Annotated in this window: 24 protein-coding genes; 9 read left to right on the forward strand and 15 right to left on the reverse strand. The window is 67.7% G+C overall.

Annotation, left to right across the window (positions count from 1 at the left end; translation table 11 throughout):
- Nucleotides 1-9: 9 nt before the first annotated feature.
- The gene (locus KXC42_RS00410) at nt 10-2,124 is read right to left on the reverse strand and encodes an MMPL family transporter (RefSeq protein WP_198162541.1); all 2,115 of its coding nucleotides are present in this window, start codon (nt 2,122-2,124) and stop codon (nt 10-12) included.
- Between the two features lie 292 nt (nt 2,125-2,416).
- Between KXC42_RS00410 and KXC42_RS00415 the strand changes: the two genes are divergently transcribed.
- Nucleotides 2,417-3,193 (forward strand): putative protein N(5)-glutamine methyltransferase, encoded by a 777-nt coding sequence (locus KXC42_RS00415; RefSeq protein ID WP_219129767.1) that lies wholly within the window; start codon nt 2,417-2,419, stop codon nt 3,191-3,193.
- 22 nt (nt 3,194-3,215) lie between these two features.
- On the opposite strand, the gene KXC42_RS00420 is transcribed toward KXC42_RS00415, so the two are convergent.
- The 3 genes from KXC42_RS00420 to KXC42_RS00430 all read right to left on the reverse strand — a co-directional run bounded on the left by KXC42_RS00420 (nt 3,216) and on the right by KXC42_RS00430 (nt 5,300).
- A complete protein-coding gene (locus KXC42_RS00420; RefSeq protein ID WP_219129768.1) occupies nt 3,216-4,034 on the reverse strand; it encodes an anti-sigma factor in 819 nt (272 codons plus the stop codon).
- Nucleotides 4,027-4,599: a sigma-70 family RNA polymerase sigma factor gene (locus KXC42_RS00425; protein WP_024102602.1), complete on the reverse strand. Its 573-nt coding sequence runs from the start codon at nt 4,597-4,599 to the stop codon at nt 4,027-4,029. Before KXC42_RS00425 ends, KXC42_RS00420 begins: the two co-directional genes overlap by 8 nt.
- 77 nt (nt 4,600-4,676) lie before the next feature.
- Nucleotides 4,677-5,300, reverse strand: a complete 624-nt coding sequence (locus KXC42_RS00430; protein WP_006553346.1) for a DUF1365 family protein — start codon at nt 5,298-5,300, stop codon at nt 4,677-4,679.
- Between the two features lie 482 nt (nt 5,301-5,782).
- Between KXC42_RS00430 and KXC42_RS00435 the strand changes: the two genes are divergently transcribed.
- Nucleotides 5,783-6,454: a fasciclin domain-containing protein gene (locus KXC42_RS00435; RefSeq protein WP_019290407.1), complete on the forward strand. Its 672-nt coding sequence runs from the start codon at nt 5,783-5,785 to the stop codon at nt 6,452-6,454.
- Nucleotides 6,455-6,484: 30 nt separating this feature from the next.
- The gene (locus KXC42_RS00440; RefSeq protein WP_019290406.1) at nt 6,485-7,075 is read left to right on the forward strand and encodes a lipocalin family protein; all 591 of its coding nucleotides are present in this window, start codon (nt 6,485-6,487) and stop codon (nt 7,073-7,075) included.
- A gap of 118 nt (nt 7,076-7,193) precedes the next feature.
- Here the strand turns inward: KXC42_RS00440 and KXC42_RS00445 are convergent, their stop codons facing one another.
- From KXC42_RS00445 to KXC42_RS00465, 5 genes are all read right to left on the reverse strand, one after another.
- Entirely contained in the window at nt 7,194-8,240 is a 1,047-nt protein-coding gene (locus tag KXC42_RS00445) for a DDE-type integrase/transposase/recombinase (RefSeq protein ID WP_219129769.1), read from the reverse strand.
- On the reverse strand, nt 8,213-8,668 hold the full coding sequence (locus KXC42_RS00450) for a hypothetical protein (RefSeq protein ID WP_039583527.1): 456 nt from the start codon (nt 8,666-8,668) through the stop codon (nt 8,213-8,215). Before KXC42_RS00450 ends, KXC42_RS00445 begins: the two co-directional genes overlap by 28 nt.
- A gap of 100 nt (nt 8,669-8,768) precedes the next feature.
- Nucleotides 8,769-10,232 (reverse strand): SDR family oxidoreductase, encoded by a 1,464-nt coding sequence (locus tag KXC42_RS00455; RefSeq protein WP_219129770.1) that lies wholly within the window; start codon nt 10,230-10,232, stop codon nt 8,769-8,771.
- Nucleotides 10,229-11,593, reverse strand: coding sequence for a TIGR01777 family oxidoreductase (locus tag KXC42_RS00460; protein WP_006553351.1), 1,365 nt, complete (start codon nt 11,591-11,593; stop codon nt 10,229-10,231). The genes KXC42_RS00455 and KXC42_RS00460 overlap by 4 nt, the downstream gene beginning before the upstream one ends.
- 308 nt (nt 11,594-11,901) lie before the next feature.
- On the reverse strand, nt 11,902-13,257 hold the full coding sequence (locus tag KXC42_RS00465; protein WP_039583606.1) for a deoxyribodipyrimidine photo-lyase: 1,356 nt from the start codon (nt 13,255-13,257) through the stop codon (nt 11,902-11,904).
- 28 nt (nt 13,258-13,285) lie between these two features.
- On the opposite strand from KXC42_RS00465, the gene KXC42_RS00470 reads away from it, so the two are divergent.
- Nucleotides 13,286-13,507 carry an RNA-binding S4 domain-containing protein gene (locus KXC42_RS00470; RefSeq protein WP_006553353.1) on the forward strand — a complete coding sequence of 74 codons (222 nt, stop codon included), beginning with the start codon at nt 13,286-13,288 and terminating at the stop codon, nt 13,505-13,507.
- A 25-nt stretch (nt 13,508-13,532) separates the two neighbouring features.
- Here the strand turns inward: KXC42_RS00470 and rraA are convergent, their stop codons facing one another.
- Genes rraA through KXC42_RS00485 form a run of 3 tightly spaced genes read right to left on the reverse strand, consistent with a single transcriptional unit; the run spans nt 13,533 to nt 16,315 of the window.
- Nucleotides 13,533-14,021 (reverse strand): ribonuclease E activity regulator RraA, encoded by a 489-nt coding sequence (rraA, locus tag KXC42_RS00475; protein ID WP_006553355.1) that lies wholly within the window; start codon nt 14,019-14,021, stop codon nt 13,533-13,535.
- Nucleotides 14,022-14,068: 47 nt separating this feature from the next.
- A complete protein-coding gene (locus KXC42_RS00480) occupies nt 14,069-14,452 on the reverse strand; it encodes a DUF5313 family protein (protein ID WP_006553356.1) in 384 nt (127 codons plus the stop codon).
- A gap of 18 nt (nt 14,453-14,470) precedes the next feature.
- Nucleotides 14,471-16,315, reverse strand: coding sequence for a long-chain fatty acid--CoA ligase (locus KXC42_RS00485; protein WP_064255998.1), 1,845 nt, complete (start codon nt 16,313-16,315; stop codon nt 14,471-14,473).
- A 67-nt stretch (nt 16,316-16,382) separates the two neighbouring features.
- Here KXC42_RS00485 and KXC42_RS00490 point away from each other — a divergent pair, with 67 nt between their 5' ends.
- The gene (locus KXC42_RS00490; RefSeq protein WP_006553358.1) at nt 16,383-16,766 is read left to right on the forward strand and encodes a helix-turn-helix transcriptional regulator; all 384 of its coding nucleotides are present in this window, start codon (nt 16,383-16,385) and stop codon (nt 16,764-16,766) included.
- Nucleotides 16,763-17,389, forward strand: coding sequence for an SRPBCC family protein (locus tag KXC42_RS00495; RefSeq protein ID WP_219129771.1), 627 nt, complete (start codon nt 16,763-16,765; stop codon nt 17,387-17,389). Before KXC42_RS00490 ends, KXC42_RS00495 begins: the two co-directional genes overlap by 4 nt.
- Nucleotides 17,390-17,482: 93 nt before the next feature.
- Here KXC42_RS00495 and KXC42_RS00500 read toward each other — a convergent pair whose 3' ends face one another.
- Nucleotides 17,483-17,923 carry an alpha/beta fold hydrolase gene (locus tag KXC42_RS00500; RefSeq protein ID WP_219129772.1) on the reverse strand — a complete coding sequence of 147 codons (441 nt, stop codon included), beginning with the start codon at nt 17,921-17,923 and terminating at the stop codon, nt 17,483-17,485.
- A 135-nt stretch (nt 17,924-18,058) separates the two neighbouring features.
- On the opposite strand from KXC42_RS00500, the gene KXC42_RS00505 reads away from it, so the two are divergent.
- The 3 genes from KXC42_RS00505 (at nt 18,059) to KXC42_RS00520 (ending at nt 22,962) form a co-directional block, all read left to right on the forward strand.
- Nucleotides 18,059-18,790 (forward strand): GAF and ANTAR domain-containing protein, encoded by a 732-nt coding sequence (locus tag KXC42_RS00505; RefSeq protein ID WP_219129773.1) that lies wholly within the window; start codon nt 18,059-18,061, stop codon nt 18,788-18,790.
- Nucleotides 18,791-18,855: 65 nt separating this feature from the next.
- The gene (locus tag KXC42_RS00510; RefSeq protein ID WP_219129774.1) at nt 18,856-20,409 is read left to right on the forward strand and encodes a succinic semialdehyde dehydrogenase; all 1,554 of its coding nucleotides are present in this window, start codon (nt 18,856-18,858) and stop codon (nt 20,407-20,409) included.
- Nucleotides 20,410-20,835: 426 nt separating this feature from the next.
- A complete protein-coding gene (locus KXC42_RS00520; RefSeq protein ID WP_257605952.1) occupies nt 20,836-22,962 on the forward strand; it encodes a bifunctional lysylphosphatidylglycerol flippase/synthetase MprF in 2,127 nt (708 codons plus the stop codon).
- A 157-nt stretch (nt 22,963-23,119) separates the two neighbouring features.
- Here KXC42_RS00520 and KXC42_RS00525 read toward each other — a convergent pair whose 3' ends face one another.
- Entirely contained in the window at nt 23,120-24,541 is a 1,422-nt protein-coding gene (locus KXC42_RS00525) for a DHA2 family efflux MFS transporter permease subunit (RefSeq protein WP_006553364.1), read from the reverse strand.
- Nucleotides 24,538-25,311: a DUF427 domain-containing protein gene (locus tag KXC42_RS00530; RefSeq protein ID WP_006553365.1), complete on the reverse strand. Its 774-nt coding sequence runs from the start codon at nt 25,309-25,311 to the stop codon at nt 24,538-24,540. Before KXC42_RS00530 ends, KXC42_RS00525 begins: the two co-directional genes overlap by 4 nt.
- Nucleotides 25,312-25,364: the final 53 nt, after the last annotated feature.

A 25,364-nucleotide genomic window follows, 5' to 3' on the forward strand; every position in this document is an offset into this window, starting at 1 on the left:
TCAGCGCGCTCATGAGCGCGGCGCTCCCGCGGTCGCGACGTCCTCGGTGGCGTCCGGCTCGGACGGTTCGGCCCGCGCCAGCTTGCTCGGCCACCAGATCTTCTTGCCGATGTCGATCGTCAGGGCCGGCACCACCAGCGACCGCACGAGCAGCGCGTCGAGCAGGACACCGAAGGCGACGATGAACGCCAGCTGAGCCAGGAACAGCAGTGGGATCACCGCCAGCGCCGAGAACGTGGCCGCGAGCACCACGCCGGCGGACGTGATGACACCACCGGTGACGGTCAGCGCCCGCAGGGTGCCCGCACGGGTGCCGACCTTCTTCGTCTCCTCGCGGACGCGGGTCATGAGGAAGATGTTGTAGTCGATACCCAGCGCCACGAGGAAGACGAACCCGAACAGAGGCACCACCGGGTCGGCGCCCGGGAAACCGAACAGGTGGTTGAACACGAGCGACGAGATACCGAGGGTCGCCGCGAACGAGACGATCACGGTGAGCATCAGCAGGATCGGTGCGACGACCGCCCGCAGCAACGCGATGAGCACCAGCAGCACCACGAGCGTCACAACCGGGATGATGACGGTGCGGTCGCGGGTCGCGGTGTCCTTCGTGTCGAGGTCGACGGCCGTGGGTCCGCCGACGAGTGCCTCGGACCCGGGCACGGCGTGCACCGCCTCGCGGATGCGTTCGACGGTCTCCTCGGCGGCGAGGGAGTCGGCGGGATCCGAGAGCGTCGCCTGCACCGCGACCAGTCCGTCGACCACGCGCGGCGCGCCGTCGGGGCCGGGGACGGGCTGGACGGTCGTCACGCCCTCGACGCCCTCGGTGGCGCCGACGACACCCTCGAGCGCGCCTTCGCGGGCGACGACGATGCTGGGCGAACCGGTGCCGGCGTCGAAGTGCTCACCGAGCACCTCCTGGCCGGACTTCGAATCGGTTTGCAGGAGGAACAGATCCGAGGACGCGACACCGCTCGCCTTGAACTGCGGTGCCAGCAGGGCGAAGGCGACGAGCACGAGGCTGCACACGATCCAGATGGGACGCGGCTTCGACCCGACGAAGTCGGCCACCCGGCCCCACACCTTGTGGGACTTCTGCATGTCGTCGGCGTCGGCGTTCGGGTCGTAGACCGGGCGGGTGGGCCAGAACGCGACGCGGCCGAGCAGCACGAGCACTGCGGGCAGGAAGGTGAGCGACGCGAGGAACGACGTCGCGATGCCGATGGCGGCCACCGGGCCGAGACCGCGGTTGGAGTTCAGGTCCGACAGCAGTAGGCACAGCACACCGAGGATGACGGTGCCGGCCGACGCCGCGATCGGCTCGATCGAGCCGCGGAGCGCGCTGCGCATCGCGGCGTACTTGTCCTGCTGCAGTCGCAGTTCCTCGCGGTACCGGGAGACCAGCAGCAGCGCGTAGTCGGTGGCGGCGCCGAACACGAGGATGAACATGATGCCCTGGCTCTGGCCGTTGAGCGCGATCGCTCCGGCGTCGGCGAGCACATAGATCAGCAGGCTCGCGAGGGCGAGTGCGAACAGCGCCGAGATGATGACGACGAACGGCAGGATCGGGCTGCGGTAGACCACCACGAGGATGACGAGGACGACACCGCCCGCGACGAGCAGGAGCAGTCCGTCGATGCCGCCGAAGGCCGACGACAGGTCGGCGGCCTGCCCGGCGGGGCCGGTGACGTAGACGGTCAGGCCGTCCGGTGCGCCTTCGAGGGCCGTCCGGAGTTCCTCGACGGCCTCCTGGACCTCCCCGGAGGCGTCGAGCGGCACGATCATCTGCGCCGCTGCGCCGTCCTCGGACGGGATCGGCGGCGGTCCGGCCGATTCGGTGGCGAGGAAGGCGAGGTCCTCGTCGGTGATCCCACCGTCGCGTTCGGCGACGACGATCGCGGGGATGAACTCGCTCTCGTTGAACTGCGCGTACAGCTCGTCCGCGCGGGTGGATTCGGCCGATGCCGGGAGGAAGGTGCTCGCGTCGTTGGAGGCGACCTCGCTGAGCTTGCCTGCGAACGGGCCGCCGCCACCGGCGGCCACGAGCCACGCGATGAGCAACAGGGCGGGTAGCAGCCACCGCCATCGGCCGGTTCTACGTGGGGGCGCGGTAGCAGTGCTCAAGATTCCTCCTGGCGTGAACGGATATGTCGACCCACCCGGGGGCGTGGACGCCTACCGGCGTGTGATCGAACTCGAGCGCGACGACGCGACCGGTGGCGACTCTCCGGTCGCGGTCTCGGACCCGGCGACCCTGCGCAGGCTCCTGCTCGAGATCGTTCGTTCCCACAGCGCTCCTCGTGACAGCCCGCGGAATACCCATGATCGGGAGATTCCACCCCTTCACGGGGTGTGAGCCGGCCCCCGCCCCGGAAAACGGAGAGATTCGCCGGATGAGCGCGCGGTAGGGTTCCGCATGGTCTCCGCCCACCGGACCCACGCCGACGTTGTCTCCGCACTGCGAGCGGCCGGGTGCGTGTTTGCCGAGGAGGAGGCGCAGCTGCTCGTCGAAGCCGCTCCCACACCCTCGGATCTGGAGCGGCTCATCGCGCGGCGGGCCGGCGGAGAACCCCTCGAACACGTACTGGGACAGGTCTTCTTCCACGGCAGGCGCATCGCGGTGCGAGAGGGGGTGTTCGTCTCCCGTCGCCGCACCGAGTACCTGGTGGACTGCGCGATCGAACTCGCGCGGCCCGGCGCCGTGATCGTCGACATGTGCTGCGGGTGCGGTGCCGTCGGTGCCACGCTCGCCACCGCCGTCGAGGCCTGCGAGGTCTACGCGGCCGACATCGATCCCGTCGCCACCGCGTGTGCCCGCCTGAACCTGCCGCCCCACCGGGTGTTCGTCGGCGATCTGTTCGACGCCCTGCCGGGCACGCTGCGCGGTCGCGTCGACGTGCTCGTCGCCAACGCGCCCTACGTGCCGTCGGGGGCGATCGCGTCGATGCCGCGGGAGGCGCGCTGCAGCGAGCCGCGACATGCACTGGACGGCGGACCCGACGGACTGGACGTCCACCGTCGGCTCGTCGCCGACTCGGGTCGGTGGCTCACCGACGGTGGGTCGCTGCTCGTCGAGTCGGCCGCGTCGCAGGCACCCGTCGTGCGCGACCTCATGACCCGGGCCGGACTCGACGCCGACACGCGGGGTTTCGAGGAGGCCGACGCGACCGTCGTCATCGGCACCCGCCGATGACGTGCTCGCTGCCGCGAACATGTCAGTCGAGCGGCAGCTGAGCGAAGATCGCGGTCGGCTGGGTCGACCCGCCCGTCGGTTCCACGCTGAAGGCGAGCGCGGTGGCACCCGAGATGTCCTCGAGCACCGCGGTCGTCGACGGCGCGACGTCGTCGGGTGTCATCGTGCCTGCGGGCTCCATTCCCTCGGGCCCGACCAGCCACATCTGGTAGACGCTGCCCTCGGCCGGCGGGGCGACGTTGTTCATCACCAGCACGCCGGCGTCCTCCTCCTTGGAGAACACCACGGTCGCGGTGCCGCCACCGTCGAGCTCGCCCGACGAGGTCCGTACGTCCTCGGCGGCGAAGACCCGCTCGCTCGTGCCCGGCTCGGACGTGTTCTGCCATTGACCGGCCACCACGACGCCGCCGATCGCGGCGATCACGGCCGCTGCCGCGGCGAGCAGGAAGTTCCGCCGTCGGGCCTGGCGGCGCTCGTCGAGGGAGACGGGCGGGGGAGGGTGATCGTCCTCCGCCCGAGGTGCCTCGGTCGCCTCCGGGTCACCGGGTCGTTCCGTGTGCGTGTTCTCGGCGGGCGTCTTCGCGGTGAGTTCGGCGTGGACCAGATCGAGAAGTCGCACCCGGAGTTCGGGCGGCGGCTCGGTCGCGGTACCGGCCGACATCGCTGCGAGGGTCTCGCGGACCTCGCGGACCTCGACGCCGAACCGTTCGGCCACCTCCGGGTCTGCTTCCGCGAGTCGCTCGGCAAGCTCTCGACGTTCGTCGGGCGTGACGGCATCCAATGCGAAGACGGGTGCCATGTCGAGCAGATCGTGCGAGGAATCGTTCGCCTCGTCAGCCATCCACAGTCACCCCCAGACAATTCTTCAGTCGTTTCAGGCCGTCCCGGATGCGCGACTTGACCGTCGGCAACGGGGACGAAAGTTCTTCTGCCACTTCGGTATACGTAAAGCCTCTGTAGTAGGCGAGCTCGACCGAGCGTCGCTGCAGTTCGGTGAGCGAACCCAGACACTCGTTCACCCGGCGGCGATCGTCGCGCTGCGCTACCTCCTCGCTCACCGAGTCGAAAGCCGCGTCGACATTCGTCGAACCGTACTGCGACTCGCGGTCGGCTCCGGACTGTTCGCTGCGGACCCGGTCGACGGCACGCCGATGGGCGAGCGTGATGATCCACGACAGAGCGGAACCCTGACGCGGGTCGTACTTGTCGGCCGACCTCCATACCTGGAGGTAGACCTCCTGGGTGGTCTCCTCGCTGTAACCGGGATCCCGCAGGACCCGCAGCACCATGCCGAAGACTCGGGAACGCGTCGCGTCGTACAGTTCGGCGAACGCCGTAGGGTCTTGCCGGGCCACCCGCCCGAGCAGTTCGCCGAGGGTATCGGTATGGCCTCCGACGCCGGTCATCGGCTCAGTCCGCTCATCGAGGGAAAGCCTAGCCTGGACATTCCCTCCACTCAAGGCAACCGTGTCGACCACGAGCGTCACCCCATCCACATCCGAGCACGTAGAACAGTCGTGAGATCGGCCGGCAGCCGTTCGCCGCTGACGGTCGCGGTGAACACCGGGACGCCGGGTCGCCGCAGGGCGACCGAGACCGCGAACGTGTCGCCGGCCCGGGTGATGATGTCGATCTCGTCCGAGCGCAGCGTGTAACAGTGCCGTCCGTTCCGGCGCGAATGGATCTCCGCGACCACGCAGGCCAGGGAACCGCTCGGATCGTGACACCAGAACAGGTTCAGCGGATCCGATCCGAGACCGAGGCGCCGGATGTTCAGCAGCGCAGTGATGCGCCCGACCGGAACCCGCACCCCGTCGGCCACGAGCTGATCCTCGACCCGCCCGCGGAAGGTGTCCGAATCGCTCGCGACGAAGTGGTCCCACGGCTCGAACCGCATCAGCGTGCGCAACCACCAGGACGAAGGCATCGATTCGTCGACATCCATGACCCAGCTGAAGCCGCGGTACTCGAGCGAGGGGCGCTCGGCCGAGCCCTGCGCGTGGCGGACGAAGGTCCGGTAGATCGCCGGCACGACCGCCTCCCGGCCACCCGGGAACTCGACGTCGTCGCCGATCATCGCGACTGCGCGGGGAAGGTCAGGATGCATGGTCGTCTCCGGGGCACGGGGTCGGTTTCCCCGACAGTGTGCACGTGAGGAAATCGGCTGTGGTGTCGGCCCACCAGCGCGGGTCGGTGAGGAGGAAGTGCCCGGCTCCGGGCAGGGGATGCCAGCGCGTGTTCACGCCCCGGTCTCCCGCCGCCGTCGTCCGGCTCTGCGCCATCCGCGGATCGGTCCGGGTGTCCTCCGACGCATGTGCAACTGCGACAGATGCCACGGACGCAGCGGTGTGGTGCCGACCGGACGCCCACCGGGCAACACGAATACGTGAGCCGGTCGGAGATCCTCGACGTCGTCCATGACCTGCATTCGGAGCCGACCGCAATACGGATGGGTCGAACACCGGATACCGATCCGAAAAAAAATCTCTCGATCCGACCCATCCGGGCCGACCCGAGGTTCGAATGACCGGTGACACACCTGATCGACGTGGCCGTTTCCGGCCACGGCCTACGAAGGGAACCACAGTCATGAACATCACTGCGCGCAAGAGCCTGGCCGTCGTCGGAATCGGTGCGATGTCCCTGCTGGGTGTCGCGGCGTGTTCGGATGATTCGGGCACGGACACCACCGACACCACCACGATGGAGACCACCCAGGAGACAATGCAGGAAACCACTACGGCTGCAACCGGTACCGCAACCCCCGCTGCCGGCCCCGTCGGACCGGGCTGCGCCGATTATGTCGCCGCGAACCCTACCGGCCCGTCGTCCGTCGAGGAACTCGCGAACCAGCCTGTCGCCGAGGCCGCCGGAAACGTGCCGATCCTGACCACTCTCACGCAGGCCCTGTCCGGCCAGCTCAACCCCGACGTCAACCTGGTCGAGACGCTCAACGATGGCGAGTTCACCGTCTTCGCGCCGGTCGACGACGCGTTCGCCGCCCTGCCGCCGGAGACCGTCCAGACGCTGCAGACGGATTCGGCTCTACTGACCGACATCCTCACCTACCACGTGGTTCCCGGTGAGCTGACCCCGGCCGATATCGCCGGCACGCAGACCACCGTCCAGGGCGGCACCGTCGAGGTCGCCGGCGAGGGTGAGATGTGGACCGTCAACGACGCCAACGTGATCTGCGGTGGCATCGAGACCGAGAATGCCACCGTGTACCTGATCGACGGCGTTCTCATGCCCCAGCAGTAACCGATACCGGACGACGGAAAGGTAGAAGGCATGCGTAGATCCCGACACGGCGTTCGGGGGCTTGCGGCGGCGTTCATCGCCGCCGCAGGCGCGCTCCTGTTCGCCACGCCCGCCGCCGCAGCGCCGCTCACTCCGGTTCCCGAGCTCGACGTGAACCGGTATGTGGGGCAGTGGTATCAGCTCGCCGCCAATCCGGCTCCCTACAACATCGACTGCGCTCGCGACACGACGGCGTTCTACACGCTGCTCGACGAACGCAACGTGCGCGTGGAGAACTCGTGCACCACGTTCACCGGTGATCGTCGCGGGATCATCGGGAACGCCCGCGTGAACGACACTGCCGCACTGCATGTGTCTTTTCCGGGGGTACCCTTCCAGGATTCGCTCGACGGACCGAGCAACTACATCGTCACGTACCTCGCGAACGATTACTCGTGGGCAGTCGTCGGTGACCCGACACGCATCTCCGGATTCGTGCTGTCGCGTTCGCCCGTCGTCAGCGACGACGCGTGGCGCGAGATCCGGAACGTCGTCGAGGCGAGCGGGTACAACTCGTGCCTGATGCTCACCTCGCCCACCACCGAGGGACTGCAGGACATCAAACCGCTCTGCGCCGTGTAACTCTCGGTCGATCGTGGTGGTGTGCGGATCCCGAGGAAGATCCGCACACCACCCAGATCCGTCGTCCCGAGAGCATCCGCTCGCGAATTCGCCATCCGCTACAGCAATTCGGAAGTTGTCAACCTGTCTGAGACAGATGGGTGATGTTGATTCCGGTCGGTCGAGGTAGTGGTGGTGCCAGCGGCCGGCGCTGGAACCGCTGCGGGTGCCGGGCATGGATCCGGTCGAGTCGGTCCTGCCGGCGTCGGTGTTCCTCGACGGCGGTGCCGAGGAACACCGACGCGGGGGTGTGTCGACCCAACCCACTGTGGCGGTGTTCGAGGGCGTATCGGGTCATGAATTCCTCGGTCCACCGCCGGGCATGGTCGATGCTGTCGAACCGGTGCGGACACGACAGGTCGTACTTGATGGTTTTGAACAACGACTCGGAAAACGGATTGTCGTCACTGACCCGCGGCCGTGAGTACGAGGGCAGGACCTGCTGCTCGTCGAGCGCATCGAGCAGTGCGGTCGAGCGCATCGAGGCCCCGTTGTCGGCGTGCAGCACCGTCGGTGCCCCGAACGCGGTGAACGCTTCGGTGAACATTTCCACCGCCGCAGCGGCGGTCTCGGCGTACTCGATGCGCCAGGCCACCGGGAACCGCGAATACACATCGATCACCAGATACAGCAGATACCGGTCCTGGGTGCGTGGCCCCTTGAGCACAGTGATGTCCCACGACCACAATGTGCCCACCGCCGGAGCCGGAACGACCGGTTTGCGGCGGCTGATCCCCGATCCCGGGCCGCCGCTGCGGCTGCGGCGTCGGTCCCCGACCAGGTTCTGCGAGTGCGCCACTCGATAGAAACTCGACTGGGAACACTCCACCAGCCCTTCATCGAAGGACCGCCAATACAGTTGGCACACAGACAGATGGGTGTTCCCCTCGGCGAGGATCACCTCGACGATGGTGTCCTTCTCGGCCGGTGACAACGCGGCCGGCTGGTGCCGGTCCCGCTGCCGGATCGGATCGGACACCGGCCGATAGTGCCGATACCCGCGCACCTCCCGGTAGTAGCGGGCCCGGGGGATCCCCAGCAATGCGCAGCCACGCACGATCGGCACGCCGGCTGCGGCCAACGCGGTGACGGTGTCGGTCAGGACAGTCCTCGGCGTTCGAGCCATTGCGCGTACTCGCGGGCACTCATCAACGACGGCGGGATCTGCGGGTCCTCGTCGGTCGAGCTCTTGGTGATCCCTTGCAAGAGCTCGAATGCTTTTCCCAGGATTTCCACGGCGGCGTCGCCCTGGGCGACCTTCTCGCGGAGGCGTTCGTTCTCTTTGCGGAGTTTGGCCAGCTCCGCACGGTCTCGACTGTCCACTCGGTCCCTCGACTTGTCTGCTGCGGTCACCATCGACGCTTCCAAGTCTCCCGAATCCCGGGCGTGGATCCAACGTGCGATGGTGGCGTAGTCGAGGTTGGTCTCGCGCAGTAGGCGGGTCTTGGCACCGACTTCGATGCATTGGTCCCACTGCCGTAGGAACTCGATCTTGTAGGCGATGGAGAACGCGCGTTTGCCGGTGCGGGTCCGCCCAACAGGGATGTCGATCATTGGTGTGCTCCGATCCCCGCGCTGATTGCCAGGTGTCTCACGAACATCCTGACAACCAGCGAATTGCCGTAGCGGATGGCGAAAGATGTAGCGGATCGCTCTAGCGGCCGGCCGTACCCGCGATGTTCTCGAGCATGCCGCGGAAGATGATGCCGTGGAAGGGAACCAGCGCGTACCAGTAGAGACGACCGGCGATCCCTCGCGGGAAGAAGATCGCCCGCTGGTGCACGCGCGACCGGCCCGACTCCAGCGGTTCGACCCGCCACTCGAGCCACGCTCCGCCGGGTGCCCGCATCTCCGCGCGCAGGCGCAGCAGCGTCGGACGTTCGATCCGTTCGACGCGCCAGAAGTCCAGGGCGTCACCGGTATGCAGGGTTTTCGGGTCGCGGCGACCGCGGTGGAGTCCGACGCCGCCGACGAACCGGTCGAGCCAGCCGCGGATGGTCCACGCCAACGGGAAGGAATACCAACCGTTCTCGCCGCCGATGCTCTCGACGACGGCGAACACCTTCTCCTGGGACGAATCCGACTCGAGTGACCGCTCGTCGGTGAAGACGACCTCGCCGGCCCAGTCCGGGTCGGACGGAAGCGGATCGGCGGGTGCACCGACCGGTGATGCGTTCGTCCACGTCGTCTCGACCTCTCCCCGTTCGATACGGCCGAGGGCGAGCCGGACCGCGTCGCGGTAGCCGGTGAGGCCGGATTCCGGTGGGGGGATGATCGAGTCGACGTCATGGTTGCGCATTACCGCGTCGGTCGACAGCGATTCGAGGAGCGCGCGACCGAGAGGCGGAGGAATCGGCGTGACCAGACCGATCCACAAACCGGCGAGCTTCGGTGTGAGGACGGGCAGGACGAGGATCCGGCGTTTCGTCAGACCGGCGACCTCCGAGTACTGCTGCATCATCTCGCCGTACCGCAGGACGTCGGGCCCACCGATGTCGTAGGTGCCACTGCGGGGGAGGGGTGCATCTGCGGCAGCGAGCAGATAGTGCAGGACGTCGCGCACCGCGATGGGCTGGATCCGGTTGTTCACCCAGCGTGGGGTCGTCATGACGGGGAGCCGGTTGCTCAGATGCCGGATCATCTCGAACGACGCCGAACCCGAACCGATCACGACGCCGGCCTGCAGCACGAGCGTCGGAACACCGGAATCCGTCAGGATACGTCCGACCTGGGCCCGTGAATACAGGTGCGGTGAGAGATCACCCGACTCCGGGTGCAGCCCACCGAGGTACACGATGCGGGAGACGCCGTGGTCGCGTGCCGCGTCGGCGACGTTCTGCGCCGCTCGCTTCTCCGCGTCGACGAACTCGTCGCGACCACCCATCGAATGCACCAGGTAGTACACGACGTCGATGTCGCGGCATGCCGCGCGCAGCGATTCGGCGTCGTCGAGGTCGCCACGGACGATCTCGACGTCGTCGGCCCACGGCACGTCGCGCAATTTGTCGGGGCTGCGCGCGAGCACCCGTACCCGGTAACCCGCCTCGAGCAGGCGCGGAGCGAGCCGGCCACCGATGTAGCCGGTCGCTCCGGTGACCAGGACACGCTTTCCGCTCACGGTTCCTCCAGGATGTGGCCGAGTTGGTGGCGCAGCGACGCTTCGAGATCGGGACGCCGGAACCGGTGCCCGGCGTCGATCAGCGCCTTCGGGACGACGAACTGATCGGCCTGGGCGACCTCGCGTGCACCCTCGTCGCCGAGCAGCAACCGGGGGCCGAAACCGGGGACGGGCAGCAGTGCGGGCCGGTGCAGCACCGACGCCAGTACCCGGGTGTACTCCTCGTTGCGCACCGGCTGCGGTGCAACGGCGTTCACCGGTCCGGTCAGGCCGGGGTCGGTGAGGGCACGGTGGTAGACCTCTAGGAGGTCGTCGATGTCGATCCAGGAGAACCACTGCCGGCCGTCGCCGATCCGGCCACCGAGACCGCTCGCGAACAGCGGCCGCATCAACTGGAGCGTTCCGCCGCGGGGTGTCTGGACGATGCCGGTGCGCACGTGCACGACCCGCATGCCCTTCTTCTCTGCGGGATGTGCCGCGGCCTCCCAATCGGAGACGACGTCGGCGAGGAAACCCGTTCCACGTGATGCGTTCTCGTCGAGCGGTGTGTCTCCTCGGTCGTAACCGTAGAGGCCGATCGCGGACGCCGAGACGAAGGTCGCGGGACCGTTGGGTGTGGTCGCGGCGAGTTCGGCGAGTCGGCGTGTCGGTTCGATGCGGCTGTCGCGGATCGCGGCCTTGTGGGAGTCGGTGAACCGTCCCGCGATCGACGCGCCCGCGAGGTGGACGACGGCGTCGACGCCTTCGAGTAGGTCGGGCGCCGGATCCTGAGGGTCCCAGCATCGTTCGTCGGTGCGCTGCGGTTTCCGGCGCACCAGGCGGACTACCTGGTAGCCACCCGTGGACAGGAAGGCCGTCAGGGCAGTACCCACGAGTCCGCTCGATCCGGTCACCGCGACCGTCCCGGGTCGGATGCCCTGCGCGTGCGACCAGCGGTGGCTCGCGAGATCGTCGGCGAGCTGGCGGTGCCGGTAACGGAAGGTCTGGGTGAGGAAACAGCCCGGTACCGGCGTGTCGACGCGATCGGTGACGCGGGTGCGGAATTCGTCGACGACGTCGAAGCGGTGTTCGTGGCGCCACGAGCCGATGACGGTGGCGGGGCGCGACAACAGGCCGTCGTGGGAGAGTTCGTCCACGAAACGTGCTGGCGGGTCGTAATCCTCGGGTCTGTGCCGGGAGATCCAGCGCAGACCGCCGGGGAGACCGAGGACGGCCGTACCGGATTCGAGGGAGTCGGCCTCGGCGACGACGTTCATCGGCTGCCAGGGCGGGATCAGGCGGAGGATGGCGCCGGGCCGGGAGTGCCAGTCGAACACCTCGTCACGCGGTGCGTCGACGACGCTCGAGAATTCGATGCCCATGCCCTACCTCCTGTTTGCAGTGATGCTCACCCGGTGGTGACGGCGCCGGGGCGCCCGGTGGTGACGGCGCCGGGGCGCCCGGTGGTGACGGCGCCGGGGCGGACTCCTGCACCGTATCCACTCAAGCAGGAAGGACGCTGATCAGAAAGGTGTATGCGTCGACGAGCGGGTTGTGGATGGCCATGAAAGCTGCCTCGACGAGAGCGCGCACTGCGATGTCCTTTCGTTGGGTGTACGGCGAACAGGTTGTCCGTCCAGAAGTTGTTCGGAGCACCGCCACGACCGGATGGGTCGTTTCGCCGTCTTCTTCATCGGGGTGAGCGAATCCGCTCGTATCTGTCCAGAGCGACGCGGCGTTCGTGTGCGTGATCGACGACCGGTTCCGGGTATCCGTCCGGAGGGCCGTCGGGCAGGCTGTGCACACGAGCGCCGTCGATGCTCCGCAGTTCGGGTACCCATCTGCGTACGTATTCACCCGTCGGATCGAACTTCTCGCCCTGCCGGGTCGGATTGAACACCCGGAAGTAGGGAGCGGCGTCGGTGCCGCTGCCCGCCGTCCACTGCCAATTGTGTTGGTTGGAGGCCAGATCGCCGTCCACCAGATGCTTCATGAAATGTCGCGCCCCACGCCACCACGGCAGGTGCAGGTCCTTCGTCAGGAACGACGCGACGATCATCCGCACCCGGTTGTGCATGACGCCCTCTGCGAGGAGCTGCCGCATCCCGGCGTCCACGATCGGGAATCCCGTGCGGCCCTCGCACCACGCGGCGAACAGGGCGTCGGCGTCGGGTCCGGAATCGTAGGTGATGGCGTCGAAGTCGCTGTTGTAGTTGGTCCGGGCGGTCTCGGGCCGCTGGAACAGGACGTCGGCGTAGAAGTCGCGCCACGCCAGTTCGCTGCGGAAGGTGACGGCCCCCTCGTCCGACCGGTTCCTCATGTCGTGCAGCAGGGTCCGCGGATGGATGCAGCCGAACTTCAGATAGGGCGACAGGCCGCTCGTGCCGTCGTAGGCCGGCCGGTCACGGTCGGTGGCGTACCGTTCGAGACCGTCGTCGAGGAATTCGCGCCATCGCTCCAGTGCGGCCGCCTCTCCGGGGGGAGGTGTGGGTTCGTCGCCGGCTTCGGGAATCGGTACGCGTGTGGAGCAGCCGCTCGGGTCGACCCAGTCGGCGGTGTCCGGTCCGGTTGCCGCGGGTGTGTGCCATCCGTGGTCGTTCCAGGCGCGGCGGAAGGCCGAGAACACCTTGTATGCAGTGCCGTCGGGTTTCGTTATGCGGCCCGGCGTGACGGCATACGGCGAGCCGGTGGCCACCAGCGGGACGTCGCCGAGCGCTTCGGCGACCGCTCGGTCGCGTCGCGTGCCGTAGGGACCGTGGTCGGAACTGATGTGGACCGCGGCCGCATCGAACTCGGCGGCGACTTGCGGCACCAGCATCATCGGGTCTCCCTGGACGACGAGCAGGCGCCCGCCGAGATCCCGGTCGAGGGCTTGCAGGCATCCCATGAGGAAGTCGCGCCGGCGGGCACCGGACGGGCGGAGCAGTGCGTCGTCGAGGACGAACAGGGCGAGGACGTCGTCGGCGGCCTCGGTGGCCGAGAGCAGGGTGGGCAGATCGTTCAGTCGGAGATCACGACGGAACCAGATGATGCTGGGGCGGGCCATGGATCCAGTGTCGGGGACAATGGGTGCCATGTCCGACGCATTCGATGTACCGATCCGTGACGAGTCGATCCGGCTCGGTCAGTTCCTCAAGCTCGCAAGCCTCATCGAGTCGGGTGCGGAGGCCAAGGAAGTGATCGCCGACGGCCTGGTGTCGGTCAACGGTGAGGTGGAGGTGCGTCGCGGCCGTCAGCTGAAGGTGGGCGACGTGGTGGAGATCGCCGGGGCGAGCGCGCGGGTCGCGCACGAATAGCGGGTCGACCCGCGCGCTCGGCTGATCAGTTCTCGACGCGGACGACGACGCCGTCGGAGTCGCTGTAGACGATCTCGCCCGGGTTGAACGTCACGCCGCCGATCTCGACGGGCACGTTCTTCTCGCCGGAGCCGGTCTGGGTGCTCTTGCGCGGGTTGGTGCCGAGGGCCTTGATGCCGATGTCGAGTGTGCGCAGGATGGCGGAGTCGCGGACCGCGCCGTTGACGATGACCCCGGCCCAGCCGTTGTCGACACCGCGACCGGCGATGATGTCACCGACGAGCGCGGTGTGGATGCTGCCACCGCCGTCGACGACGAGCACGCCGCCGTTGCCCGGCTCGGAGAGGGTCTGCTTGACGAGCAGGTTGTCCTGGAAGCAGCGGATGGTGGTGATGGGGCCGACGAACTCGGTGCGGCCGCCGAACTGGATGAACTGCGTGTCGCAGCTGCGGATGTCCGGGCCGATCTCGTCGGCGAGGTCTGCTGTGGCTGTGAAGGCAGGGGTGTCACTCATGGTGCGAGGATAAGCGGACACGCTGCCCCGCACTGTGGGAGGTCCGGTCAGGACGCGCGACCGAAACGGCGTTCGTAGTCCTCTCGTTCGCGGGCGGCGCGGGCGCGTGCCTTCGCGCTGAGCAGTTCCGGATCGAGACCGTGCTGCTGGAGGCGGTGCCGCTGCCAGATGGGCATCAACGCCACCGAGAAGTAGACCCATGGCAGCAGCAGCAACAGCATCATCGCGATCGGGATCCACACCGGCCCCGGGATCAGCAGGAACAGCAGGAGCAGCGGGATGATCGGCAGGTTCCATCGCAGCAGGTAGCGGCGTGTTCCGCCGGGGCCCAGGACGTCGTCGCGTACCCACTCCCGCATCTCGGGCGGTAGCGCGCGACCGAACATGTAGCCGATCCGCTGCAGGAAATTCGGTCGTGCACTACTCATCATGAGACCCAGGATAGGCCGTCACCCTTCGTAGAGGCCTGCCAGCCTGTCGGCGAAGTTGTCGACGACGACCTTCCTGCGCAGCTTCATGCTCGGCGTCAGATCACCCGATTCGACCGACAGTTCACGCTCGATGATCGTGAACTTCTTGATCTGCTCCCACCGGTTGAGCTGCAGGTTCAGCTCGTCGATGTATCCGGAGATCAGATCGTGGGTCTTGTCGTGCCGTGTGATGTCCTCGAACGATCCGCTCACACCGTTCTTGTTCGCCCACTCGCCGACGGATTCCGGATCGAGCGCCACCAGCGCCACGCAGTAGGGCTTGCCCTCGCCGTAGACGACGATCTCCGACGCGTACGGGCACATGCCTTTGAAGGTCGCTGCCAGCGACGACGGGGCGACGTACTTGCCCTGCGACGTCTTGAACATGTCCTTCTTGCGGTCGGTGATGCGCAGGTAGCCCTCGTCGTCGAGGCTGCCGATGTCGCCGGTGTGGAACCATCCGTCGTCGGAGAGCGACTCGGCGGTCGCGTCGGGCCGGTTGTGGTAGCCGGTCATCACACCGGGGCCGCGGACGAGCACCTCGCCGTCCTCCGCGATGCGGACCTCCGTGCCCGGGACGGGCCAGCCGACCGTGCCGATGCGGTTGGCGTAGGGACGGTTGACGAACGTCGCGGCAGAGGTCTCGGTGAGTCCGTAACCCTCGAGGACGGGGATGCCGACGGCGTCGAACCATTCGCCGACCTCGGGGTTGAGCGCCGCCGAACCGGAGATGAAGAACCGCAGGTGACCGCCGAAGCGTTCGCGGATGGTGGAGAAGACCAGCTTGTCGGCGAGGCCGTGCTGCAGTTTGTCCAGCAGTCCGGGCGACCTGCCGGCCTGCTTCGCCTTCGACACCTTCCGGCCCACGCCTACGGCCCAGTCGAAGATCTTCTTCTTGGCGCCGCCTTCCTCCTCCATCATTCCCTCGACGCGCGCGTGGGCCTTCTCGAAGATGCGCGGGGCCGCACCCATGAAGGTCGGGCGGACCACCGCGAGGTTCTCGACGATCTTGTCGACACGTCCGTCCACCGCGGTGGGGAAGCCGATCTGCAGAGGGAGGGTGAGCAGCACCTTGCCGAAGACGTGCGACAGCGGCAGCCACAGATACTGCAGGTCGTCGGAGCTGAGCATGTGCAGCGCGTCGATGGCGGCGGCCTCGTAGGTCCACGCCGAGTGCGGCAGGCGCACGCCCTTCGGTTTGCCGGTGGTACCCGAGGTGTAGATGAGGGTGGCCAGGTGCTCGGCCCTGATGCTGTGGATGCGGTTGAGCACCGCTCCGGAGTCCTCGGCGAGCAGGCCGCGGCCCAGGTCGGCGAGCTCGTCGAAATTGATGACCCAATCACCGTCGCCGGTGCCCTCGACGACCACGACCTTCGCCACCTCGGGCAGATCGCTGCGGTGGCTCACGAGCTTCTCGACCTGCCCGGCGTCCTCGGCGATGACGATCCGGCTGCCGGAGTCGGCGACGATGAACGCGACGTCGTCGGCGTGGGTGGTGGGGTAGACGGTGGTGGTCGCGGCGCCCGCGCACATGACGGCGAGGTCGCCGAGCACCCATTCGTAGCGGGTGGACGACGCGAGGGCCACGCGGTCCTCGGCCTCGATACCCAGGGAGATCAAGCCGGCCGCGAGCAGTCGTACCCGATCCCCGGTCTGTTCCCAGGTGACCGACGTCCAGCCGTCCTTCCCGTCGGGGTAGCGGAAGGCCTCGGCGTCGGGTGTGGCGGCCACTCGATCGAGCAACAGGCGGGCGACCGAGGGGGCCCGTTCGTCGATGACCGCTCGGTCGACCTTTTCCTCGGAGACGCGCGTCGTTGTCGTCATATGTCGCAGTCTAGGTAGCGGAACCGTCCTTCTGGTGAATATAAGTAGGAACTTATATAGTTGGTCCATGCACGGGTTCGAGGTCCTCGCAGATCCGGTTCGCCGCCGCATTCTCGAACTGCTCGCGGGCGGTCCGCAGGTGGCCGGTGAAATCGTCGCGGCGATCGGCCGGGAGTTCTCGATCTCCCAGCCGGCGGTCTCGCAACATCTCAAGATCCTGCGCGACCAGCGGTTCGCCGCCGTCCACAAGGACGGCACCCGCCGCTACTACGAACTCGATCCCGAGGTCCTCGTCGAACTCGAGGACTGGCTCGCGGGTCTGCATACGCCGGTATTCGCGGCGCTGGACGCCCTGGAGACCGAGATCGCGCGCGGCAAGCGTGAGCGGCGGAGCCGCGACGCCGTCCCGCCCGCGCTCCCTGCTTCCGACGAAAGAAGGAAATCCTCATGAAGAACGTGATCACGAGCAACGAGACGAGTCGCCGCACGGTCGGTCGTCGCACCGTCGAGGGCCACGAGGCCAAGGTCGTCACGATCTCGCGCAGCTACCGCACGAGCGCCGAGGACCTGTGGGAGGCGTGCACCGACCCGCAGCGCATCCCCCGCTGGTTCCTGCCCGTCGAGGGCGACCTCGAGGTCGGTGGCCGGTACCAGCTCCAGGGCAACGCCGGCGGTGAGGTCCTCACCTGCGAACCGCCCCGGACGTTCGCGGCCACCTGGGAATTCGCTGGTCGCGTGAGCTGGATCGAGGTGTCGGTCCTGCCCGAACCGGGAGACCGGGCGCGTCTGGAACTGACGCACATCGCCCACCCCGACGAGCACTGGGAGAAGTACGGTCCGGGCGCAGTCGGTATCGGCTGGGACCAGGCGCTTCTCGGACTCGGACTGCACATCGAATCGGGAGAAACGGTGGATCCGAAGGAATTCGAGACCTGGTCGATGTCCGAGGAAGGTCTGCAGTTCGTCCGCGACAGCAGCGAAGGCTGGTGCGAGGCCGACATCGCCGCGGGCGAGGACCCCGAACAGGCACGCGCAGCCGCCGAGCGGACGAGTGCGTTCTACACGGGCGAATAGAACGGGCTCACGCTGCGTCTCCGACGCACGGGGTCAGGCCGGGGCTCCGGCGCACGGGGTCAGGCCGGGGCTCCGACGCCGATCACGTCGAGGTCATGGCCGATGACGAGGCGCCCGTCGAATCCGGCGCCGCATCCTTCCCAGGTGGAATCGGGCCGATTGCCCGGGACCATGTGCGAGAGCACCAGGGTTCCCACGCCGGCTTCCTGGGCGATCGGGCCGATCCTCGATGAGGGTGGCGTGCCGGATCTGCTCGGCGTCCATGACGGCGGGGACGTCCTCGGCCTGCTGTTCGATCGTGGGCACGTGGTCGACGGGATCGGAGAGCCCGAAACCGCGGCGCTGGAAACAGACGGCGCGCGAACAGGTGGCGAGGCGTTCGAAGAGCGAGTGCATGTACGGATCGGTCCACAACAGGTCCAGATGCATCTGGACCTCGAAGAACCACACGACGTCGGTGGGGCCGGTTCCGGCCACCCCGTAGGCCGGATTGTGACCATCGCGGGGTAGATACCGGGTCACCGGCGGATCCATCAGTCCAGACTATCGGAGTAGAAATGGAAGAGGTCGTGTTCCGATGAGGAGGACGGCGGTGTAGAGCTCGCTGAAGCGGGCAATACGGTCGGCGGATCCGCGGGGTTACGAACTCGGTGGAGAAGGGATGAACCCATGACACGTGCGTCGGAAGCGGGCGATCTCGGGCGGCGTATGGCCCAGCTCGCTCGCGGCTTCTACCATCCGGCCGATCTCGACGAGACCCTGCGCGGCGTCACCGCGGCCGCGGTCGAACTGGTGGAGGGGGCCGACTGCGCCGACGTCCTCATCGTGACCGGAGGGAAGCATTTCCGCTCTCTCGCCGCGACGTCGGAACTCGCCGAGCATCTCGACGACGTCCAGGAACAGTTCGGGGAAGGTCCGTGCCTCGATGCGAGCTTCAAATATCTCGTGGTGCGCTCCGAAGACCTGCGGACGGAGACCCGCTGGCCGCGTTTCGCGAAGGCCGCGGTGGACGCGGGTGTGCTCAGTGCCTTGTCGTTCCAGCTGTATCTCGATCAGGAGAGCATGGGAGCGCTGAACATGTTCTCTGCGAAAGCCGAGGCGTTCGGTCCTCCGGCGGAGGCGACCGCCGAGGTCCTGGCCGCTCATGCCGCGATGGCGATGAGCGCGGCGCGCAGTCGGGGACAGTTCGCGTCCGCCCTGGCGACCCGCGACATCATCGGGCAGGCCAAGGGCATGATCATGGAGCGTTTCGGTATCGATGCCGTTGCGGCCTTCGAACTGTTGCGCCGGCTCTCGCAGGACAGCAACGTCCCTCTCGCGGAGGTCGCTCAGGGGATCGTCGAAGCAGGTCCCGAGCGACGCGACGATCGGGAGACGGGCCTCGACGCCACGCCTGTGTGACAGCACACACGCACCCGGGTAGGTTTAGTGAAACTGCAAGTACTACTCACCGGTAGGGGTGCAACATGCCAGCTCCGAGCGCTGCGACCTTCCAGCGTCTTGCCGACCTCATCGCGATCCCCGACGCCGCCGAGCGGACCACCCGCCCCGTCGTCGAGGCGTTCACCGGCCGGGAGCTGGCCACCGTGCCGGTCGGCACGGCCGAGGACGCGAAGGCCGCGATCGACCGGGCCCGCACCGCGCAGGTCGCGTGGGCGAAGCTGCCCGTCGAGAAGCGCGCCGCGATCATGCACCGCTACCGCGAGCTCGTGCTGTCCCGACGCGAGCAGCTCATGGACATGGCGCAGGCCGAGACCGGCAAGTCCCGTGTCTCCGCGCAGGAAGAGGTGCTCGACATCTCGATGACCGCGCGGTTCTACGCGCGCGTCGCACCGAAGCTCCTGCGCCCCCGCAAGGCCACGGGCATGCTGCCGGTCCTGACGAAGACCACCGTCCTGCACCATCCCAAGGGCGTCGTCGGCGTGATCGCGCCGTGGAACTACCCGATGACGCTGGCCGTCTCCGACGCGATCCCCGCCCTGCTCGCCGGCAACAGCGTGGTGCTCAAGCCCGACAGCCAGACGCCCTACTGCGCGCTCGCCGTCGTCGAACTTCTCTACGAGGCCGGGGTCCCCCGCGACGTCTTCGCCGTGGTCACCGGTCCCGGCACCGTGGTAGGCACCGCGATCGTCGAGAGCACCGACTACCTGATGTTCACGGGTTCGTCGGAGACGGGACGTCTGCTCGCCGAGCAGGCCGGCCGGCGCCTGATCGGGTTCTCCGCCGAACTCGGCGGCAAGAACCCCATGATCGTCACCTCCGGGGTGAACCTGCGCGAGGTCACCGACGCCGCCGTGCGGGCATGCTTCTCGAACTCCGGGCAGCTGTGCATCTCGATCGAGCGGATCTACGTCGAGAAGTCGATCGCCCCCGAGTTCATCCGGATGTTCGGGGCACGGGTGCGCGAGATGTCGCTCGGTCCCGACTACGACTTCGGTACCGAGATGGGCTGCCTCATCAGCGAGAGCCAGGTCAAGACGGTGACCCGGCACATCGAGGACGCCGTCGCCAAGGGCGCGACCGTCGTCGCCGGCGGGAAGACGCGGCCCGACCTCGGACCGCTGTTCTTCGAACCCACCGTGCTCACCGACGTGCCCGAGGACGCCGAGTGCTACCGGAACGAGACGTTCGGCCCGGTGGTGTCGATCTATCCGGTGGAGAATGTCGAAGAAGCGATCCGCGAGGCCAACGACACCGAGTACGGGCTCAACGCATCGGTGTGGGGCGCGACGAAGGCGCAGGGCGAGGCCATCGCCGCGCGGGTGCGTGCCGGCACGGTGAACGTCGACGAGGGATACGCCCCGGCATGGGGCAGCACCGACGCACCGATGGGCGGTATGGGCATCTCCGGCATGGGACGCCGCCACGGCGCGGAGGGCCTGTACAAGTACACCGAAGCGCAGACGATCGCGACGACGCGCCTGCTCAATCTCGACGGCCCGCGCGGACTTCCGCGGCGGGTGTGGGCGAAGATGCTCGCCCCCTTCGTCAAGTCGATGCAGTGGCTGCCGGGTCGCTAGGAGCCGGATCGCTCTTCCACGCGATGGTGGTCGCGAGGGGTTTCTCGACGACGAGGCACAGCAGGACCCCGGCGACCACCACGAGCGGCGCAATGTACAGGCAGATCGGCACGAGCGCGTCGTTGTCCGCCTCGAGAACCGGAATTCTGCACGATCAGCACGAGAAGCTGCATGGACGTGCCGAATCCGATGCCGAGCACGGCGAACCAGCAGCCCAGCACCCAGATCGGGGTGTCCGCGCCGAGGGTCGACAGGAGCACCAGCCGATCGCGGGTTCGGCGACGCGTCGTTCCACCGCGACGAACAGCACCGCACCGGCCGCCGTAGCGGCGATCAGCGCGTGCGTGGAGAAACCTCCGCTTGTTCTGCGATGGTCTCGACGGTGATGTCGGACAGGTGGGTGTAAGGCCGCGCATACTGATCGCCATGTCCTCGACCAGGATGGTGAACGGAGTGCTGGGAATACCGCTCACCACCCCCACGGCGACCGCGGTGTTCGCGATCCTCACGGTCATCGGTCTGATCGTGTTGCTCCTCCGCCGCTACCGGGTGTGGTTCGCACACGGAGTACCCCTCGCAGTAACCGCCGCCCTCGGCTCGACGGTGGTGGCCGCGCTCCTGATCGAGAAGGTGTGGAAACCGTTCCCGGATCGTCTGCCGTGGGCGGTGTACGGTTGGGCGGCAACGGCACTGCTCGCCGTCTCCCTACTGATCGGACGATGGTTCGTGCGACGTCGCGACCGGGCCCGACCACTCGTCGCGACGGCACTCGTGGTGTCTGCAGTACTCGTCGTGATCTCCGCCGCGGGCCGGATCGACGCGGTCTACGACGCCTGTCCCACCGTTCGGACTGTTCTCGGAATCAGCGACTACCGGACCGTCCCCTTCGACGACCCCTCCCTCCGGGCATCGCAGACCGTGCCGGTGGAGGACTGGTCGGCGTCGGACGATCTGCCTGCGACCGGTGCCGAAGGGCTGCGTCGAGGGCGGCGGGCAGCATGGTTCCTCTCGGTCGGAGGACACATCGTGCTGATCGTCGTGGCCGCCGCGAGCACGATCGTCCGCGTGACCGAACAGGACGAGACCCGCTCCCTGTTGTACGGAATCCACCGGCACAGCTCCGTATCCATGGAACTCGCGCCACTCCTCGCGCTGGTCTCCGTGCTCGCCCTGTTACTGCTGACCCGCACCCTGTTCGATGTCCGTGCACCGCAGGGAACCTATCGCCGGGTATGGGCCGGAACCGCAGCCGCCGCAGGCATCGCGCTCGTGACGTACGTGGTGGTGGGCACGCTGGTGGCGGACGGGTTCGATCGTGATCCCGGCATCGGCACCTTGCTCCGCGACGCGCCGCGCCGGCTCCTTCCACCGGTCTACCTCCAGCTCTTCGAGCCTCCCGTGATGCCCCTCGACACCGCCGCCACCCTGTTGTTCGAGTGGATCGGCGTGATCGTCTGGGTCGCCTTCTGCGTGCTCCTGTGGCGCAGCTTCCTCGTGCCCCCTGCCGGGGTCGACCTCGGCGACGAGCAGCGGGTGCGAGAACTCCTGCACGACCCGGGCGGCGGATCGATGTCGTGGATGACCACCTGGGCGGGGAATCGGTACTGGTTCGGCACCGACGGCAGGCACGCCGTGGCGTATCGGGTCCACTCGGGTGTCGCGCTGACGGCGACGGATCCGATCGGTGAGCGCGCCTCGATGACCGAGACGATCGACGAGTTCGCGGCGTACTGCCTCGGCAACGGATGGACACCGTGCCTGTACTCGGTGGGCGAGGAGACGGCGACGATCGCCCGGGACCACGGTTGGACCTGTTTGCAGGTGGGTGAGGAGACCGTCGTCGATCTCGCGGACCTCGCCTTCAAGGGCAAGAAGTTCCAGGACGTCCGCACCGCCCTCAACCGTGCTGCCAAGGACGGGATCGAAGCGCGATGGACGACCTTCGCCGCCGCGCCGCTGTCGGTGACCGAGCAGATCGTCGACATCTCCGAGGAATGGGTGGCCGACAAGGGACTGCCCGAGATGGGGTTCACGCTCGGAGGAGTCGCCGAACTGCGCGATCCCGAAGTCCGGTTGCTGCTCGCGGTCGACGCGAACGACCACGTCCATGCGATCACGTCGTGGATGCCGGTCCACCGGGACGGGAAGGTGGTCGGGCTGACGCTGGACTTCATGCGGCGACGTTCGGACGGCTTCCGGCCGGCCATGGAATTCCTCATCGCGTCCGCGGCACGGTCCGCCGCCGACGAGGGCCTCGAATTCCTGAGCTTGTCGGGGGCGCCCCTCGCGAGTATGGACGGTGGGTCCGGACTCGACCGAGGAGCCCTCGACGCCCTGCTCGATCTGCTCGGCCGCACGCTCGAACCGGTATACGGATTCCGCTCGCTGCTGGCGTTCAAGGCGAAGTTCCAGCCCCGTTACCGCCCGCTGTACATGGTGTTCCCGGACCCGGCGGCGCTGCCGACCATCGGGATCGCGGTCGGTCGTGCCTATCTTCCCCACATGTCCCTGGAGGAAGGCGGACGCCTGGTCACGCACCTGCTGCGCCGATGACGGTTGCTCACGCACCCGTTGCGCCGATGAGGGTTGCTCACGCACCCGTTGCGCCGATGACGGTTGCTCACGCACCCGTTGCGCCGATGACGGTTGCTCACGCACCCGTTGCGCCGATGACGGTTGCTCACGCACCCGTTGCGCCGATGACGGTTGCTCACGCACCCGTTGCGCTGGTGACGGTGGAACTCTCTCGGAAACGGGAGACCGCCACCAGTCCCACCAAGAGGAAGACCACCGGGAGCAACACCGCATTGCCCATCGCGGCACCGAACCCGAGCGTCCCCTCACCCATCTGCATCACCGCACCGAGGGCGGCCGCACCGAGTACCGCACCGACCTGCCGGGCGGTGTTGTACACACCCGATCCGGCGCCTACGAGGTCACCGGGCAGGTCGCGCAACGCGATCGTCGAGTTCGGGGCCCAGCACAACGAGTTCGCGAAACCGAGCAGCACGATCGGGATCAGGAGCCAGCCGACGGTGGCCTCGAGATGCATCGCCACACCGAACGACAGCATCGCCGCGATCATCGCGGAGAAACCGATCCGGGAGATCCGGCCCGGCGCGACCCGATCGGTGACCCGCCCGATCAAGGGCGCCATGATCACCGAGATCACGCCCATCGGTACCAGCATCAGACCTGCGACCTGCGCGGACAGTCCCTGACCCACCTGCAGGTAGAGCATGATCGGCAGGTTCACGGCGTAGACCGTGAAACCCAGCGTCGCCACGGCGGTCACCCCGAGGGTGAAGTTGCGGCGGGTGAACAACCCGAGCGGGGCCAGCGCCTCGGTGCCGCGGGCCACCGCGGTCCGCTGCAGACGCACGAACACCCCGAACGCCACGATCCCGATACCGAGGACGACCCACACCCACACGGTCCAGCCGACATCGGGACCCTGCTGCAGGGAGAAGATCACGCCGGTGACCGCGACCAGCGAGACGACGGCGCTCAGCACGTCGATGCGACGCGCCCCGGTCGGCAGTTTCGGCACGTACCGCGCGACCATCACCAGAGAGATCAGGCCCAGGGGGATGTAGACGAAGAAGACCCACCGCCACCCACCGGTACCGACGAGCACCCCACCGAGGACGGGCCCGAACAGACCCGCCGAGCTGGCCACCGCGCTCCACACACCGGTGGCCGCACCGCGCCGGTCGTGCGCGAAGATCCGGTGGATGATGCTCAGCGGTTGCGGGTTGATCAGCGACCCGCCGAGCCCCTGCACCGCACGCAGCGCGATCAGCCACTCGATCGTCGGAGCCATCGAGCACGCGAAGGCCGCGGCCGTGAAGATCGCCATGCCCACCAGGTAGACGTTGCGCTGACCGAAACGGTCGCCGAGACGACCGGTGACCAGCAGCGGCACCGCGAAGGTCAGCAGATAGGCCGCCGACACCCACACCACCTGGTTGATGCTCGCGTCCAGATCCTCGCGGATACGCGGCAGCGACACCGCGACGAGCGATTGGTCGAGCAGGGTGATGAACAGACCCACGCACAGGGCCGCCAGTGCGCGCCAGGCCCGCGGCTCGGGGATCGGGGCAGCGCTGCGTCCCGCAGCCGACGCACTCACTCCTCGACCGTGATCTCCACGGCGTCGTCGTAGAAGCACACGTATCCCTCGATGGGCTCCATGCCGGGGAACGGCTCGGGATACGACCATGCGACGTTCTCGGCAGGCGGTGTGCCGGAGAACGACCAGTATCGAGCGGCGCCCTTGTAGGGGCAGCTCGTCCGCCACTCGGATTCCTCGAGCACCGAGAAGTCGACGTCCTCGGGAGGGAGGTAGTAGCGGGTCGGGAGGCCGGTCTCGAACACGAGTACGGGGTTGCGGGTCTCGGCGACCACGACGTCGCCGATGGTCACCCGCACGTGCCGGGAGCTGCGCAGGGCGTCGACGCGGTGATAGGGATCGCGTGGATGGGTGAACACTTCGGTCTCCTCCTCGAACCACCGTTCGCCCTCGTCGACGTCGTCGCCCGGCCCGGTCTCGCCCCACCGGAACCACTGGAAGACGAGACGGTCGTCGAGACCGTCGACGTCGAGCTGGCAGACCGGTGAATAGGCCCGATGGTCGCGGACGACGATGTCGTACCACTGCCAGACGTCCTGCCGGGAGCGGCTCGGTGACAGGGAGGCCGCGATCAGGTCGAGCCGGACGTCCTCGCGGGGGAAGGCATAGAACGGAACGGGCTTGCCGGGTGCCCACACCAGCACGGCCCGGGTGCTGTCGACCACCGTCCGGCCGAACCACTCACCTCTGATCCTGCGATCGACGGGTTCGTAGAGGTAGTCGTCGGTCTCCGACGGCCGTCGGAGCACAGCGGTCTTGCGGGCAGCCATACCTCGACCGTATCGCGCCCGTCCAGGGCCGGGACGAATCCGCAGACCCGACC

It is taken from the genome of Rhodococcus sp. LW-XY12, from assembly GCF_019317345.1.
GTDB lineage: Bacteria > Actinomycetota > Actinomycetes > Mycobacteriales > Mycobacteriaceae > Rhodococcus > Rhodococcus pyridinivorans.